At 64.4% G+C, this 16,013-nt stretch carries 17 protein-coding genes; 11 read left to right on the forward strand and 6 right to left on the reverse strand.

Annotated features, from left to right (window positions below):
- Positions 1–50: 50 nt before the first annotated feature.
- On the reverse strand, positions 51–416 hold the full coding sequence (locus DN387_RS09830) for a DUF4870 domain-containing protein (RefSeq protein WP_043861577.1): 366 nt from the start codon (positions 414–416) through the stop codon (positions 51–53).
- A gap of 12 nt (positions 417–428) precedes the next feature.
- Positions 429–1,151, reverse strand: a complete 723-nt coding sequence (gene rph, locus DN387_RS09835) for a ribonuclease PH (protein ID WP_043861576.1) — start codon at positions 1,149–1,151, stop codon at positions 429–431.
- 264 nt (positions 1,152–1,415) lie between these two features.
- Between rph and DN387_RS09840 the strand changes: the two genes are divergently transcribed.
- Both DN387_RS09840 and gmk read left to right on the forward strand, forming a co-directional pair.
- Positions 1,416–2,279, forward strand: coding sequence for a YicC/YloC family endoribonuclease (locus DN387_RS09840; protein ID WP_043861575.1), 864 nt, complete (start codon positions 1,416–1,418; stop codon positions 2,277–2,279).
- A 13-nt stretch (positions 2,280–2,292) separates the two neighbouring features.
- Positions 2,293–2,913, forward strand: coding sequence for a guanylate kinase (gene gmk, locus DN387_RS09845; RefSeq protein ID WP_043861574.1), 621 nt, complete (start codon positions 2,293–2,295; stop codon positions 2,911–2,913).
- Positions 2,914–2,931: 18 nt separating this feature from the next.
- Here the strand turns inward: gmk and DN387_RS09850 are convergent, their stop codons facing one another.
- The 3 genes from DN387_RS09850 to DN387_RS09860 form a co-directional block, all read right to left on the reverse strand.
- Positions 2,932–4,452, reverse strand: coding sequence for an APC family permease (locus DN387_RS09850; RefSeq protein ID WP_043861573.1), 1,521 nt, complete (start codon positions 4,450–4,452; stop codon positions 2,932–2,934).
- Positions 4,453–4,558: 106 nt separating this feature from the next.
- Complete coding sequence (locus DN387_RS09855; protein WP_054916675.1) at positions 4,559–5,329, reverse strand: gamma-glutamyl-gamma-aminobutyrate hydrolase family protein; 771 nt, start codon at positions 5,327–5,329, stop codon at positions 4,559–4,561.
- A 33-nt stretch (positions 5,330–5,362) separates the two neighbouring features.
- Positions 5,363–6,745: a glutamine synthetase family protein gene (locus DN387_RS09860; RefSeq protein WP_043861571.1), complete on the reverse strand. Its 1,383-nt coding sequence runs from the start codon at positions 6,743–6,745 to the stop codon at positions 5,363–5,365.
- Between the two features lie 243 nt (positions 6,746–6,988).
- Here DN387_RS09860 and DN387_RS09865 point away from each other — a divergent pair, with 243 nt between their 5' ends.
- The 5 genes from DN387_RS09865 (at position 6,989) to DN387_RS09885 (ending at position 11,764) form a co-directional block, all read left to right on the forward strand.
- Positions 6,989–7,879, forward strand: a complete 891-nt coding sequence (locus DN387_RS09865; RefSeq protein WP_054916676.1) for a LysR family transcriptional regulator — start codon at positions 6,989–6,991, stop codon at positions 7,877–7,879.
- A gap of 253 nt (positions 7,880–8,132) precedes the next feature.
- Complete coding sequence (gene rpoZ / locus DN387_RS09870) at positions 8,133–8,399, forward strand: DNA-directed RNA polymerase subunit omega (protein WP_043861569.1); 267 nt, start codon at positions 8,133–8,135, stop codon at positions 8,397–8,399.
- Between the two features lie 60 nt (positions 8,400–8,459).
- Entirely contained in the window at positions 8,460–10,568 is a 2,109-nt protein-coding gene (spoT, locus tag DN387_RS09875) for a bifunctional GTP diphosphokinase/guanosine-3',5'-bis pyrophosphate 3'-pyrophosphohydrolase (RefSeq protein ID WP_054916477.1), read from the forward strand.
- 23 nt (positions 10,569–10,591) lie between these two features.
- Positions 10,592–10,972 carry a RidA family protein gene (locus DN387_RS09880; protein ID WP_043861567.1) on the forward strand — a complete coding sequence of 127 codons (381 nt, stop codon included), beginning with the start codon at positions 10,592–10,594 and terminating at the stop codon, positions 10,970–10,972.
- A gap of 57 nt (positions 10,973–11,029) precedes the next feature.
- Positions 11,030–11,764, forward strand: a complete 735-nt coding sequence (locus DN387_RS09885; RefSeq protein WP_043861566.1) for a hypothetical protein — start codon at positions 11,030–11,032, stop codon at positions 11,762–11,764.
- Between the two features lie 12 nt (positions 11,765–11,776).
- Here DN387_RS09885 and DN387_RS09890 read toward each other — a convergent pair whose 3' ends face one another.
- Positions 11,777–12,634: an SDR family oxidoreductase gene (locus DN387_RS09890; RefSeq protein ID WP_054916476.1), complete on the reverse strand. Its 858-nt coding sequence runs from the start codon at positions 12,632–12,634 to the stop codon at positions 11,777–11,779.
- Between the two features lie 196 nt (positions 12,635–12,830).
- On the opposite strand from DN387_RS09890, the gene exbB reads away from it, so the two are divergent.
- The 4 genes from exbB to DN387_RS09910 all read left to right on the forward strand — a co-directional run bounded on the left by exbB (position 12,831) and on the right by DN387_RS09910 (position 16,004).
- Positions 12,831–13,820, forward strand: coding sequence for a tonB-system energizer ExbB (gene exbB, locus DN387_RS09895; protein ID WP_054916475.1), 990 nt, complete (start codon positions 12,831–12,833; stop codon positions 13,818–13,820).
- A 3-nt stretch (positions 13,821–13,823) separates the two neighbouring features.
- A complete protein-coding gene (gene exbD / locus DN387_RS09900; RefSeq protein ID WP_043861563.1) occupies positions 13,824–14,249 on the forward strand; it encodes a TonB system transport protein ExbD in 426 nt (141 codons plus the stop codon).
- Positions 14,246–14,989, forward strand: a complete 744-nt coding sequence (locus DN387_RS09905; protein ID WP_054916474.1) for an energy transducer TonB — start codon at positions 14,246–14,248, stop codon at positions 14,987–14,989. Before exbD ends, DN387_RS09905 begins: the two co-directional genes overlap by 4 nt.
- A 94-nt stretch (positions 14,990–15,083) precedes the next feature.
- Entirely contained in the window at positions 15,084–16,004 is a 921-nt protein-coding gene (locus DN387_RS09910) for a hydrogen peroxide-inducible genes activator (RefSeq protein ID WP_054916473.1), read from the forward strand.
- Positions 16,005–16,013 lie beyond the last annotated feature (9 nt).

The following is a 16,013-nucleotide window of genomic DNA, read 5'->3' on the forward strand; positions in this document are numbered from 1 at the left end:
TACCGGGTCAACGCAACCGCCGTAGGAGCCGGCCTTGCCGACGAAGCATGTCAGGTCAGCACACGCCAGGCCCACGGATAACGAAAGGCCTTGCCCTGCTTGACCTTGACCGCCGCAATGACGATCAGTACCGCCACCCCCAGCGAGATGATGGTCAGCGCCAGCTTGGCCATCGGTACGGTAAACCCCACCACGCACACCATGCCCAGCAGGGTCATGGTCAGCTGGAAGTTCACCGCCTCCTTGCCCTGGGCGTCGACGTACGGGTCGATGCCGCGCTTGAACCACCACAAGGCCAGCGGCGCGATCAGGTTGGCGAACGGCACCACCATGCCGGCAGCCGCCGCCAGGTGGCACAACATGCCCCAATGACGGGCTGCATCACCGGGCATCGGCGCGTTGGACGGCTCGGCCATGTCGACTCCCGATCAGTCCGCCAGCGCGGCCTGCTGCAGTTGGAACAGGTCGGTCATGCCCTTCTGCGCCAGCGCCAGCATGGCGTTGAGCTCTTCAGGCTGGAACGGAGCCCCTTCGGCGGTGCCCTGGACTTCGATGAAACCACCGGCGCTGGTCATCACCACGTTCAGGTCGGTTTCGGCCGCCGAATCTTCCGGGTAGTCCAGGTCGAGCACCGGCACGCCCTGGTACATGCCGACCGATACGGCCGCAATCATGTGCTTGACCGGGTCGCCGCCCTTCAGGCCGCCACGCTTCTTGACCACGCGCAGGGCATCGACCAGCGCAACCATGGCACCGGTGATCGACGCGGTACGGGTACCGCCATCGGCCTGGATCACGTCGCAGTCGACGTACAGGGTGATGTCGCCCAGCTTGCTCATGTCCAGCGCGGCGCGCAGCGAGCGGCCGATCAGGCGCTGGATTTCGAGGGTACGACCACCCTGCTTGCCGCGGCTGGCTTCGCGCTGGTTGCGCTCGCCGGTGGCGCGCGGCAGCATGCCGTACTCGGCGGTCAGCCAGCCCTGGCCCTGGCCCTTGAGGAAGCGCGGTACGCCGTTCTCGACGCTGACCGTGCAGATGACTTTGGTGTCTCCGAACTCGACCAGTACAGACCCCTCGGCGTGTTTGGTGTAGTTGCGGGTGATGCGGATCGAGCGCAGCTGATCGGCAACGCGACCACTTGGACGTTTCATTTGGGCTACCTGTACTGGATATGAATCTGCCCGGCATTATAGGGCTACAGGGCCCTCGGTGGACATGCCTGCGGCCAAATGCACGGCCAGCCGATCATCGGCGCACCACGCCACAAGCCCCGATCTGGCCGCGCCGCCCGGTATTTGCGGCGCCCTGCCCGCTGCTTTGTAGCATCAGCGCATTGGGAGCCGGCGCCGCACTGCGTTACAATCCTGCGCCTTTGCAGGCTGTCGGCTTGCTCCCTAATCTGCGAGGTACTTCCCATGGTGCACAGCATGACCGCCTTCGCCCGCGTCGAGCAGGCCGGGACCCAGGGCACACTGATCTGGGAACTGCGCTCGGTCAATCATCGCTACCTCGAGCCGCACCTGCGCCTGCCCGAAGCCCTGCGCGACCTCGAAGGCGCGGTGCGCGAGTCCCTGCGCCAGGGTCTGTCGCGCGGCAAGGTCGAATGTACCCTGCGCTTCAATGAAGAGAACGCCGGCAAGCCGCTGCAGGTCGACCGCGAGCGTGCCGCTCAGCTGGTCGCCGCCGCCGAGACCGTGGCCGGCCTGATCAAGCAGCCCGGCCCCCTCAACCCGCTCGAGGTGCTGGCCTGGCCGGGCGTGCTGGTGGCCGATGCCAGCGACCCGCAGGCGCTCAATGCCGAGGCCATGGGCCTGTTCGAACAGGCCCTCAAGGAGCTCAAGAACGGCCGCAACCGCGAAGGCGCGGAACTCGCCCGACTGATCAACGAGCGCCTCGACAGCATGAGCGAGGAAGTCACCACCCTGCGCGCCCTGGTGCCGCAGATGCTCGCCGCCCAGCGCCAGAAGGTGCTGGACCGCTTTGCCGACATGCAGGCCGAACTCGACCCGCAGCGTCTGGAGCAGGAGATGGTGATGCTGGCGCAGAAGAGCGATGTGGCCGAAGAACTCGACCGCCTCAGCACGCATGTCACCGAAGTGCGCCGCGTGCTCACGTCGGGCGGCGCCGCCGGCCGGCGCCTGGATTTCCTGATGCAGGAACTCAACCGCGAAGCCAACACCCTGGGCTCCAAAGCCTTTGACACACGCAGCACCCAAGCGGCGGTCAACCTCAAGGTTCTGATCGAGCAGATGCGTGAACAAGTACAGAACATCGAGTAAGGCCACCCCTACCATGACCCACAGCAGCGGCACCCTTTTCATCGTCTCGGCCCCTTCGGGCGCCGGCAAGACCAGCCTGGTCAAGGCGCTCACCGACGACCTCAACCACATTCGCGTGTCGGTCTCGCACACCACGCGGGCCATGCGTCCGGGCGAGCATGACGGGGTGAACTACCACTTCGTCGACCGCGCCGAGTTCGACCGCATGATCGCCCAGGGCGACTTCCTGGAGCAGGCCGAAGTCTTCGGCAACTGCTACGGCACCTCGCGCAGCGCACTGCAACAGACCCTTGACCAGGGCCATGACCTGATCCTGGAAATCGACTGGCAGGGTGCGCAGCAGGTGCGCAAGCTGATGCCCGAGGCGCGTTCGATCTTCATCCTGCCGCCCAGCCAGCAGGCCCTGCGCCAGCGCCTGACCAACCGCGGCACCGACAGTGACGAGATCATCGAAGGGCGCATGCGCGAGGCGGTCAGCGAGATGGTGCATTACGACGAATACGAGTTCGTCATCATCAACGACGACTTCGCCACGGCACTGGACGACCTCAAGGCGGTGTTCCGTGCCAACCGCCTGCAGCGCGGCCAGCAGCAGCAACGTCACAGCGAACTGCTCAGGCAACTGCTTGCCTGAGCAGCGTGCCTCGGCCGCTTAACCGCGGCCGGGCACCGTTGCGTGACGGCGCAGGGTCATGCCCAGGAAGAACGCCGGCGCACGCAGGCGCGACAGCATCATCAGCACCAGGCCCAGCAGGGTGATGATCATCGCGATCACGAACACCAGCCCCAACCCGCCTACATGCGAACCGCTGCCGAACGACGGCGAAGCACTGTCATAGGCTGTCTGCAGGAAGATCACCGAAAGAATGCCGCCGCCCAGTAACGGGCACAGGCCGCGCATCAGGAAGTGACGCAGGCTGTCGGTGAGGCTGTGGCGGAAGTACCACACGCAGGCGAACGCGGTCAGCGAGTAGTAGAAGCAGATCATCATGCCCAGGGCAGTGATGGTGTCGGCCAGCACGTTCTCGCTCAGGGTACGCATGGTCACGTAGAACACGCCTGCGGCCACGCCGGCACAGATGGTGGCATAACGCGGGGTTTTCGAACGCGGGCAGACGCTCGCGAAGCGCTCCGGCACTGCGCCGTAGTACCCCATCGCCAGCAGCGTGCGCGCCGGCGAAACGAAGGTCGACTGCAACGAGGCCGCGGTGCTGGCCAGTACCGCGATCGACATCAGGATCGCCAGCGGCCCCATCACCGGGCCGGCCAGGTGGGCGAAGACGTTTTCCTGGATACGCGGGTTGCCCAGGCCCAGGCCGATATCGCTGATGCCGGCAAACTGCAGGGTGGCAATTGCGGTCACCAGGTACAGGCCCAGAATCAGCAGCACGGTCAGGGTCGCTGCCTTGCCCGGTACGTCATCGCTGCCCACCGATTCTTCGCTGATGCTCAGGCACACGTCCCAGCCCCAGAAGATGAAGATCGACAGCGACAGGCCGGCGGTGAAGGCCGAGAACGACTCCACCCCGAACGGGTTGAACCAGTCCATCTCGAAGGTCAGCGGCGGCGCCTCCGACGACCCGCCGAATGCGGCCATGGCAAAACCCAGCAGCACGATCAGTTGCAGCGCCACCAGGCCGTACTGCACGGTCATGGTGGTGGCGATGCCGCGACAGCAGATCCACACGGCCATGGCGATGAACACGCAACAGGTGGTCACATTGACCAGCAGGTTGTCGGCCAGCGCCGCCACCTCGTGTTTGCCGGTGATCTGCCCGAGGAACAGATAGAAGAAGTCCACCGCCACACCGGCGAGGTTCGACAGCACGATGGTGGTGGCGGTGACCAGCCCCCAGCCACCGATCCAGCCGATCATCGGGCCGAAGGCACGTACCGACCAGGTGAACGAGGTGCCGCTGTCGGGTTCGGCGGCATTCAGCTCGCGATAACCCAGCGCCACCAGCAACATGGGCAGGAAACCGACGATGAACACCGCCGGCAGGTGGGCGCCGACTTCGCGTACGGTCGGGCCGAGGGCGCCGGTGAGGGTATACACCGGCGCAATAGTGGAAATGCCCAGCACGATGCTGGCCAGCAGTCCGAGCCGGCCCTTGGCCAGCCCTTTGGATCGCCCGCCCACACCTGGGGACAGGCCTGCTTTGTGTTCGCTCATGAGTAGTTGCCGTCACTATTGGTATTATTTTCCGGGCCCCCCGTGGGGTGCCCGCTATCACTCAATGAAACTTGTTGCAGTGCATCGCCGGCTCAGCCGGGTGACCTCATAGGGCCTTCTCCCGGCGTAGCGCATGGGCGATGCAGGCTTCGCGAAACGCCTCGAACAGGCGCAGCGACACCGGGTTTTCGGCAAAGCGGTATTCCGGGTGCCATTGCACACCGACCACAAAGCCTGGGGCGTCATCCATGGACACGGCTTCGATCAGCCCATCGGGAGCCAGGGCTTCGGCGCGCAGGCCGGCGGCCAGGCGATCGATGCCCTGGCTGTGCAGCGAGTTGACCATGAAGCGGGCAGGCAGCCCCATCTGCTCGAATTTCCCCCCGGGCTGGCATGTCACCAGGTGGCGGGGGCTGTATTGCTCTTCCAGCGGCGCATCCTGCGACTCGCGATGGTCCAGGTAGCCTGGCAGCTCCTGCACACGCTGGTGCAAGGTGCCGCCCAGGCTGACGTTGAGTTCCTGGAAGCCCCGGCACACGCAGAACACCGGCACACCCCTGGCAATCGCGGCCTGCAGCAGCGGCAGGGTCAGCCGGTCACGAAACACGTCGTGGCGGGTGCCTTCCACGCTGGGGGCGCCATTGTAATGATGCGGCTCGACATTAGAAGGCGAACCGGTAAAAAGAATGCCATCCAGATGCTCCAGCACAAGGTTCGGGTCGCTTGCGACGTCCCGGGCCGGGAGAATCAGCGGCAATCCGGCAAAACCGGCCGCCTCGACATACTTGTCGCCCACGGTATGCGACGAGTTCTTGCCCAGTTGCTGGCGGCAAGCACTCACACCAATCAGGGGCAGCCGCCCTGCGCGCTCGTTCATCGGTTAAGCCTCCGTTGCAGCTTTATCCAGCCATCACACCGTATGCAGGTACCAGTTGTACTCGAGGTCGGAGATCGACACTTCGAACTCCGCCATCTCGCTTTCCTTGCAGGCCACGAAGATGTCGATGTAGTCGGGGCTGATGTACTGGTTCAGCACCTCGCTGTCATCGAGCTCGCGCAGCGCATCGCGCAGGTTGTTCGGCAGGCTCTGCTCCAGTTGCTCGTAGGAGTTGCCCTCGACCGGCTCGCCCGGGTCGACCTTGTTGGTCAGCCCGTGGTGAATGCCGGCCAGGATCGAAGCCATCATCAGGTACGGGTTGGCATCGGCGCCGGCCACGCGGTGCTCGATACGTACGGCATCGCTGCTGCCGGTAGGCACGCGCACGGCCACGGTACGGTTGTCCAGGCCCCAGCTCGGGGCGTTGGGCACGTAGAACTGCGCGCCGAAACGGCGGTAGGAGTTCACGTTGGGGCACAGGAAGGCCATCGATGCCGGCATGGTTTCGAGCACGCCGCCGATGGCGTGGCGCAGGGTTTCGCTGTTTTCGGGGTCGTCGGTTGCGAAGATGTTCTTGCCGGTCTTCTTGTCCAGCAGCGAGATGTGTACGTGCAGGCCGTTGCCTGCCTGGCCAGGGTACGGCTTGGCCATGAAGGTGGAGTCCATCTCATGGTCGTAGGCGATGTTCTTGATCAGGCGCTTGAGCAGCACTGCGTAGTCGCAGGCCTTCATCGCGTCAGCCACGTGGTGCAGGTTGACCTCGAACTGCGCCGGGGCGCTTTCCTTGACGATGGCATCGGCCGGGATGCCTTGCTCCTTGGCCGCTTCGAGCATGTCCTGCAGGCAGTCGACATACTCGTCCAGGTCATCGATCAGGTACACCTGGGTCGATTGCGGGCGTTTGCCCGAGATCGGCGAGCGCGGCGGCTGCGGGCGACCGTTCAGGTTGTCCTGGTCGATCAGGTAGAACTCCAGCTCGAACGCGGCGCAGATATCCAGGCCCAGCGCGTCGAACTTCTCCACCACGCCGCGCAGCACTTCGCGCGGGTCGGCGAAGAATGGCGTGCCGTCCAGTTCATGCATGGTCATCAGCAGTTGCGCGGTGGGGCGCTTCTGCCAGGGCTCGAAGCTCAAGGTGCCGGGGATCGGGTAGCAGATACGGTCGGCGTCGCCGATGTCCAGGCCCAGGCCGGTGCTTTCGACGGTGGAACCGTTGATGTCCAGGGCAAACAGCGAAGCCGGCAGGTTGATGCCTTTTTCGTAGACCTTGACCAGGCTCGCACGCTCGATGCGCTTGCCACGCACCACGCCGTTCATGTCTGCAATCAGCAGATCGACAAATTGCACCTCAGGGTGGGCCTTGAGAAATTCACCCATCTCGTCGAGAGGGATGGCGCACGGGGAGACCGACGTCATGGCTAGGCATCCTTTGATTTTTTATCGGGCGGCAATGGAGGAGGTGTTACTGCGCTATCGGGAGCGGCGATGGTTTCATTTGTTCTTTTTAAGGTTCCCATCGTGGGGAATGCCGAACGCCGCGGCATTGCACGGTCGTTCCAGGTTCTGACAACGTCGCGGGTTGATTCACGACTGCCGCCTCACTATAGAATGGCCCCCACGCAACAGACATTGGCATTTAGGCAAGCAAAGAGTGCACCCATGCAATATCAGATCAGTCACGCCGACCTTTCCCTGGTGCTCGCGCTGGTACGCGGACGCTCCCTGGCCAAGGCTGCAGACCTGCTGCGGGTCGATGTGTCGACGGTGTTCCGCTCGATCCGGCGCATGGAGGCCGCACTGGGCACCGCGCTGTTCGTGAAGAGCCGCAAGGGCTACATCCCTACCGGCACCGCCCAGGCCCTGGCCGAGCAGGCCGAACGTGCCGAGCAGGCGCTGGATGCGGCGCGGGTGGCGCTGGAGCACGGCGAACAGGTGGTCAGCGGCACGGTGCGCCTGACCTGTACCGATGCGGTGCTGCACAGCCTGCTGCTGCCGGCCCTGGCCGACTTCATGCCGGCATACCCGGCCCTGTCACTGGAACTGGCGACCTCCAACACCTTCGCCAACCTCAGCCGGCGCGACGCCGACCTGGCGCTGCGCCTGACCAATTCGCCACCCGAGCACCTTGTGGGGCGCTGCCTGGGGGCGGCCTCGTATGTGGTGTGCGGGCGCGAGGAGTACCGCGAGCGGCTGGCCGAGGCCCCGGCCAGCGTGCCCTGGATTGCCCCCGACGACTCCATGCAGGACCACGCCACAGTGGTGTGGCGCAGCCAGCAGTTGCCGGGGGTGATGCCGCGCTATCGCTGCAGCGGAATCGCGGCGATTGCACAGCTGGTGGCGGCCGGGCTGGGGGTGGCTGCCCTGCCCGACTACATGGCCGATACCTTGCCGGGGGTGGAACAGTTGAGCGGTGCCCTGCCCGGGTGCAATACCGAGCTGTGGCTGCTGACCCGCCCCGATTGCCGTGCGCTGCGTTCGGTGCAGACCCTGTTCGACGAATTGACCCCGCGTTTGCGCGGGATGCTGGGGCGCCAGGAGGGTCAGGCCTGACTTTCGGGCCCCTTCGCCGGCAAGGCCGGCTCCCACGGGGCAGGTGCGCAGTTCTGCAGGCGCCGACCTTGCCGGCCAAGCATTTGAATCCACCCCCACAAGACAGTTGTGCTAGAGCCTCACAACTGGTTATTGTCGGCTTACACAGGTCTCGACGTGAAATCAGCGCTTCCCTAAAGGCTGGTGATTTTTTAAACTATCGAGTCCGCTCGCCCATTCGGGCTGAACACCGCATTTGCTACTGAGGAAGACCATGGCCCGCGTAACCGTTGAAGATTGTCTAGAACACGTGGATAACCGCTTTGAGCTGGTCATGCTGTCTACCAAGCGTGCCCGCCAACTGGCCACCGGCGGCAAAGAGCCGAAAGTGGCGTGGGAAAACGACAAGCCGACCGTCGTCGCCCTGCGCGAAATCGCCGAAGGCATCTGCACCCCAGAATTCATGGCCGAACAGGACATCGTCCACGAAGACCCGGTCTTCGCTGCATTCGGTGAGGACGAGGCCAACGAGGCCGTCTAAGTCCATGCCTGGTCGACGTTGTACGGCGCAGGGCCCACTTTCTCGGCAGGAGCTAACATCGTGCCGAGCATAGACGCCCTCGCCGATCGCCTCTCGACCTACCTCGGCGCCGACCAGGTCAACCTGGTACGCCGGGCGTATTTCTACGCCGAACAAGCCCACGACGGCCAGCGCCGTCGCAGCGGCGAGCCATACGTCACGCACCCGCTGGCGGTGGCAAGCATTCTTGCCGACATGCACATGGACCATCAGAGCCTGATGGCCGCCATGCTGCATGACGTGATCGAAGACACCGGCATCGCCAAGGAAGCCCTCAGTTCCCAATTCGGCGAAACCGTCGCCGAACTGGTCGATGGCGTCAGCAAGCTGACCCAGATGAACTTCGAGACCAAGGCCGAAGCCCAGGCCGAAAACTTCCAGAAGATGGCCATGGCCATGGCCCGCGACATTCGCGTGATCCTGGTCAAGCTGGCCGACCGCCTGCACAACATGCGCACCCTGGAAGTGCTGTCGGGCGAAAAACGCCGGCGCATCGCCAAGGAAACCCTCGAGATCTACGCCCCCATCGCCAACCGCCTGGGCATGCACACTGTGCGCGTGGAGTTCGAGGACCTGGGCTTCAAGGCAATGTACCCGATGCGCTCGGCGCGTATCTACCAGGCAGTCAAGCGTGCCCGCGGCAACCGCAAGGAGCTGGTCAACAAGATCGAGGAATCGCTCAGCCACTGCCTGGCCGTGGACGGTATCGAAGGCGAGGTCAGCGGGCGGCAGAAGCACATCTACGGCATCTACAAGAAGATGCGCGGCAAGCGCCGCGCCTTCAACGAGATCATGGACGTGTACGCCTTCCGCATCGTGGTCGACAAGGTCGACACCTGCTATCGCGTGCTCGGCGCCGTGCACAACCTCTACAAGCCGCTGCCGGGGCGCTTCAAGGACTACATCGCGATCCCCAAGGCCAACGGCTACCAGTCGCTGCATACCACCCTGTTCGGCATGCACGGCGTGCCCATCGAGATCCAGATCCGCACCCGCGAGATGGAAGAGATGGCCAACAACGGCATCGCGGCGCACTGGCTGTACAAGTCCAGCGACGACGAGCAGCCCAAGGGCACCCATGCCCGGGCGCGCCAGTGGGTCAAGGGCGTGCTGGAAATGCAGCAGCGCGCGGGCAACTCGCTCGAATTCATCGAAAGCGTGAAGATCGACCTGTTCCCGGACGAGGTCTACGTGTTCACGCCCAAAGGCCGCATCATGGAGCTGCCAAAGGGCTCCACGGCGGTCGACTTTGCCTACGCGGTGCATACCGACGTCGGCAACAGCTGCATCGCGTGCCGCATCAACCGCCGCCTGGCACCGCTGTCCGAACCGCTGCAGAGCGGCTCGACGGTCGAGATCGTCAGCGCCCCGGGCGCCCGACCGAACCCGGCCTGGCTGAACTTCGTGGTCACCGGCAAGGCGCGCACCCATATTCGCCATGCCCTGAAGCTGCAGCGCCGCTCCGAATCGATCAACCTGGGCGAGCGCCTGCTCAACAAGGTGCTCAACGGTTTCGACAGCGCGCTGGACAAGATCCCCCAGGAGCGCATCCAGGCCATGCTGGCCGAGTATCGCCTCGAAGTGATCGAAGACCTGCTCGAAGATATCGGCCTGGGCAACCGCATGGCCTACGTAGTGGCCCGCCGCCTGCTCTCCAGCGAAGGCGAGCAGTTGCCCAGCCCCGAGGGTCCGCTGGCCATTCGCGGCACCGAGGGCCTGGTGCTCAGCTACGCCAAGTGCTGCACGCCGATTCCGGGCGACCCGATCGTCGGGCACCTGTCGGCGGGCAAGGGCATGGTGGTGCACCTGGAGAACTGCCGCAACATCAGCGAAATTCGCCACAACCCGGAAAAATGCATCCAGCTGTCCTGGGCCAAGGATGTCACCGGCGAATTCAATGTCGAGCTGCGCGTCGAGCTGGAACACCAGCGCGGCCTGATTGCCCTGCTGGCCAGCAGCGTCAACGCCGCCGACGGCAACATCGAGAAGATCAGCATGGACGAACGTGATGGCCGCATCAGCGTGGTCCAGCTGGTGGTCAGCGTGCACGACCGTGTGCACCTGGCCCGCGTGATCAAGAAACTGCGTGCCCTGACCGGGGTGATTCGCATCACCCGCATGCGCACGTAGCCCTCCCCCTGCAAGGAGTCACCATGACCAAGACCGTCATCACCAGCGACAAGGCCCCAGCGGCCATCGGCACCTACTCCCAGGCGATCAAGGCCGGCAATACCGTATACATGTCGGGCCAGATCCCGCTGGACCCGAAAACCATGGAACTGGTCGAAGGCTTCGAAGCCCAGACCGTACAGGTGTTCGAAAACCTCAAAGCCGTGGCCGAAGCTGCCGGCGGCTCGTTCAAGGACATCGTCAAGCTGAACATCTTCCTGACCGACCTGAGCCACTTCGCCAAGGTCAACGAGGTCATGGGCCGCTACTTCGAACAGCCCTACCCTGCCCGCGCCGCCATCGGCGTCGCTGCGCTGCCACGCGGCTCGCAGGTTGAAATGGACGCAATCCTGGTCCTCGAGTAATACCTCGCGCGGCGGGCCGGCCGGCTCGCCGCCGCACTGTTCTGGAAGGACCCCGCCATGCGCCACGCGCTTGCCCTGGCTCTGGCCGCCGCACTGTTGAGCGGCTGCGCCAGCCACAAACCCGAAGACTACAACGGCATCTGGATCAACCAGCAGGCCATCGATGCTGCCGCCAAAGGCGTGAGCCTGCGCAAGGCGCTGCAGGACAGCGGCGGCAACCTGGAATGGAAGGTCAACGTCGCGGCCGAACAGGCCAGCTACACCAACGGTTTCGAGATCGTCGAAGGCCAGCTCAAGGCCGGCGAAAAACAACGGGACGTGGTATTCCCGGGGAATGAGATACAGACGCTGAGCCTGGATGGCGACGAACTGGTGCAGCACGCCACCCCGATGGCGCCGCAGCACAGCTTCCAGAAGGCCAGCTCTCCCGCCCCAATGGAAGCCCGCACCGGGACCACCTTCGAGCAGGCGCTGTACGGCGCCTACCTGAAGGGTGACTGGAAGGTGATCGAGGGCCCTGGTCAGGGCAATGTCGTACGCTTCGGCGACACGGGCAGTGTCGAGGGCCTGCCCAATCTGGACCGCTACGCACTGTGCCTGGCCGGCGACTGCGCCAGCATGAGCGGCGAGTACGACAGCCTGTGGCTGGAGCGCAACCAGCAGGGCAACCCGTGGATCTTCAAGCGTGATGGCAAGACGCTGGAAATCCTGCGTGCCCTCAACAGCGCCCAGCCAGACGAGATGCCGCAGCTGTATCCCGGCGCCCGGCAATGGCTGCTCGAGCGCGACTGATCGGGTGAGCCCTCAGGGTTGCGCCGCCAGAATCGTCGCGTAGCCTTCCTTGTAGCTCGGGTACTGTGGCACCCAGCCCAGTGCCCGGGCACGCGCATTGCTGCAGCGCTTGCTGCCGGTGCGCCGCACACGCTGCTGCTCCGACCAATGCGTGACGCCCATGTACTCGCGCAACCAGGCCACCACGTCGGCCAATGGCGCCGGTGCATCGTCCACCCCGATGTAGCAGTCCTCCAGCGCACGCCCCGCCGCATCGGCCTTGAGCAGGAAGGCCAGCAGCCCTGCCGCGTCCTCGGCATGGATGCGGTTGCCGTACAGCGGCGGCTCTTCGGTCACCCGATACCCCTGGCGCACCTGGCTGAGCAGCCATTCGCGGCCCGGCCCGTAGATACCGGTAAGGCGCACGATGCTGGCCGGGATGCCGCTGGCCAGTGCCAGCTGTTCGGCCTGGAGCATGACCTGCCCCGAGTAACCTGACGGCAAGGTGGCGGCGGTTTCATCGATCCACTCGCCGTCCTGCTGGGCGAACACACTGCTGCTGGACACGAACAGCAGGCGCTGCGGTCGTTGGCCACGCTCGGCCAGCCAGCCCAGTACATGCTTGAGGCCCTGTACATAAGCCGCCTGATAGCCCGCCTCGTCATGCTGGCTGGCGGCCACGCAGTACACCAGGTAGTCGGGTGCGACCAAAGGCCAATCGGTCGGGCACTGCGGGTTTTCCAGGTCTGCCGCGATGCCGGCAACCCCTGCGGGCAAGGCCGCCACATTTCTGCGCAAACCGCTTACCGACCAGCCAAGGCCCAGCAATTGCTGGGCCAGACGGCCACCCACATCGCCGCAACCGACGATCAGAACTGAAGGCGAAGACATCCGCACACTCCGTCAGACAAAGCCACAGCCTATCTGTGGAAATCGATAGGCGGCTAGTTAATATGCAAAAAAAGATACTGTGTATCTTCTGTTAACAAGAATTACTTGCAATAATGGCCGCCCAAATTTTGTTCTCGGCCCGACTCGAGGCCTGGAAGGACAACTACCCATTTCTTCTTCATCAGGTCCGGCCAGCATGACACGTATTCAACCTTCCGCTTCGCCAACCCTGTCGCGCGCCTGGCGCGCCATTGCCGCGCTGATGTTCAGCCTGGTACTGGCCCCCGCCGCCATGGCCGATGAGCCCGCCGCACAGAACGCCACACCGGCCGCCGCCGTTGCCCCTGCCGATGCTACCCCGGCCGCACCTGCTGCCCCGGGCACCGAGCCTGCGGATGCCGCCGCCGCGCCGGGCGCTGCCCCTGTCGAAGGCCAGGCCGACGACGCCACCCAAGCGCTGGTCGAAGACACCAGCCTGGGCATGGCCCACGACCTGTCGCCATGGGGCATGTACCAGAACGCCGACATCGTGGTGAAGATCGTGATGATCGGCCTGGCCATCGCCTCGCTGATCACCTGGACCATCTGGATTGCCAAGGGCTTCGAACTGATGGGCGCCAAGCGCCGCCTGCGTTCTGAAATCGCCCTGCTGAAGAAGGCCACCAGCATCAAGGACGCCAGCGAAACCGCCGACAAGCCCGGCACCCTGGCACACCTGCTGGTGCACGATGCCCTCGAGGAAATGCACCTGTCGGCCAATGCCCGTGAAAAAGAAGGTATCAAGGAGCGCGTGAGCTTCCGCCTCGAGCGCCTGGTCGCGGCCAGCGGTCGCAACATGAGCAGCGGTACCGGCGTGCTTGCCACCATCGGCTCCACCGCTCCGTTCGTCGGTCTGTTCGGTACCGTGTGGGGCATCATGAACAGCTTCATCGGCATCGCCAAGACCCAGACCACCAACCTCGCGGTGGTTGCACCCGGTATCGCCGAGGCCCTGCTCGCCACCGCCCTGGGCCTGGTTGCCGCGATCCCCGCAGTGGTCATCTACAACGTCTTCGCCCGTTCCATCGCCGGTTACAAGGCACAGGTTTCCGACGCCTCGGCGCACGTGCTGCTGCTGGTCAGCCGCGACCTGGACCACCAGCCAGGCGAGCGTTCCGCTGCGCCACACATGGTGAAAGTGGGGTAAACCATGGGCCTGCATCTTAACGAGGGCGGCGACGATCTCGCCGAGAACCACGAAATCAACGTCACGCCGTTCATCGACGTAATGCTGGTACTGCTGATCATCTTCATGGTGGCGGCGCCCCTGGCCACGGTCGACATCAAGGTCGACCTGCCGGCCTCGACCGCCAAGCCCGTGCCCAGGCCGGAGAAGCCGGTGTTCCTCAGCGTCAAGGCCGACCAGAACCTGTACGTCGGCGACGATCAGGTGCAACGCGACCAGCTGGGCGCGGTACTGGACGCCAAGACCAAGGGCGACAAGGACACCACCATCTTCTTCCAAGCTGACAAGGGCGTCGATTACGGCGACCTGATGGAAGTCATGAACACCCTGCGCGCAGCCGGCTACTTGAAGGTCGGCCTGGTGGGACTTGAGACGGCAGCCAAGAAATGACCAATACGCGGCATAAACTGGCGCGCTACTGCATCAGCCTGGCGATTGTGCTGGCCGTGCATGCCGTTGCCGTGGTGCTGATGCTCAACTGGTCGGTGCCCCAGGCAATCGAACTGCCGCCTGCGGCGATGATGATCGAGATGGCGCCGATGCCCGAGCCGGCCCCACCACCGCCGCCGAAGGTCGTGGCCCCGCCACAGCCGCCGACGCCGGTCGAGGAGCCACCACTGCCCAAGGTGGCAGAAGCGCCCAAGCCGAAAATCGCGATACCCAAGCCACCGCCCAAGCCCAAGGCCAAGCCCCAGCCTCCGAAACCGGAGAAAAAACCGGAGCCGCCGCAGGACAAACCGGTCGACCAGGAAACCGTGGATTCCCCGCCAAGCAACGCTCCGGCGCAGAAATCCGCAGCACCGGCGCCAAGCATCGCCGCCAACAGCAATGCCCTGCCTACCTGGCAGAGCGACCTGTTGCGTCACCTTGGCAAGTACAAGCGCTACCCGGAAGACGCGCGTCGGCGGGGCCTGCAGGGTATCAACCGGCTGCGCTTCGTGGTCGACGCCGAAGGCAAGATCCTATCGTACTCGCTGGCTGGTGGTTCAGGCAGCGCGGCACTGGACCGGGCAACCCTGGAAATGATCCGCAAGGCTCAACCCGTGCCCAAGCCGCCTCAGGAACTGCTCAACAACGGCAGTATCGAAGTGGTCGCGCCGTTCGTGTACTCGCTGGACAAGAAACGCTGAGTTGTTTGTTTCTGTCACACGCACGCAAGTCTGATAACGTGCGTCTATCGATTGCAGCCGCTATGCTGGGCTCGCAACTTCATGGACGCACGTTATGACCCTCACAGAATTGCGCTACATCGTCACCCTCGCTCAGGAACAGCACTTCGGCCACGCGGCCGAGCGTTGCCACGTCAGCCAGCCGACCCTGTCGGTGGGCGTGAAGAAGCTGGAGGACGAGCTGGGCGTGCTGATCTTCGAGCGCAGCAAGAGCGCGGTGCGCCTGACCCCGGTCGGCGAAGGCATCGTGGCCCAGGCGCAGAAGGTACTGGAGCAGGCCCAGGGCATCCGTGAACTGGCCCAGGCCGGCAAGAACCAGCTGACCGCGCCGCTCAAGGTCGGGGCCATCTATACCGTCGGCCCGTACCTGTTCCCGCACCTGATTCCGCAACTGCACCGGGTTGCCCCGCAGATGCCGTTGTACATCGAAGAAAACTTCACCCATATCCTGCGTGACAAGCTGCGCAACGGCGAGCTGGACGCGGTGATCATCGCCCTGCCGTTCAATGAAGCCGACGTGCTGACGCTGCCGCTGTACGACGAGCCATTCTACGTGCTGATGCCCAGCGAGCATCCCTGGACGAAGAAAGAGACCATCGACGCCAGCCTGCTCAACGACAAGAGCCTGCTGTTGCTCGGCGAAGGCCACTGCTTCCGCGACCAGGTGCTGGAGGCCTGCCCGACCCTGGCCAAGGGCAACGACGGCGCCAAGCACACCACGGTGGAGTCCAGCTCGCTGGAAACCATCCGCCACATGGTCGCCTCGGGGCTGGGCGTGTCGATCCTGCCGCTGTCGGCCGTGCACAGCCATCACTACGCGCCGGGCATCATCGAAGTCCGCCCATTGAGCCCGCCGGCACCGTTTCGCACCGTGGCGATCGCCTGGCGCGCGAGCTTCCCGCGGCCCAAGGCCATCGAGATTCTGGCCGACTCGATCCGCCTGTGTTCGGTGGCCAAGCCACCCGCCGCACCTTAGGGCCCGAGC

Origin of the sequence: Pseudomonas sp. FBF18, from assembly GCF_024261405.1 — a bacterium.
GTDB lineage: Bacteria > Pseudomonadota > Gammaproteobacteria > Pseudomonadales > Pseudomonadaceae > Aquipseudomonas > Aquipseudomonas palmensis.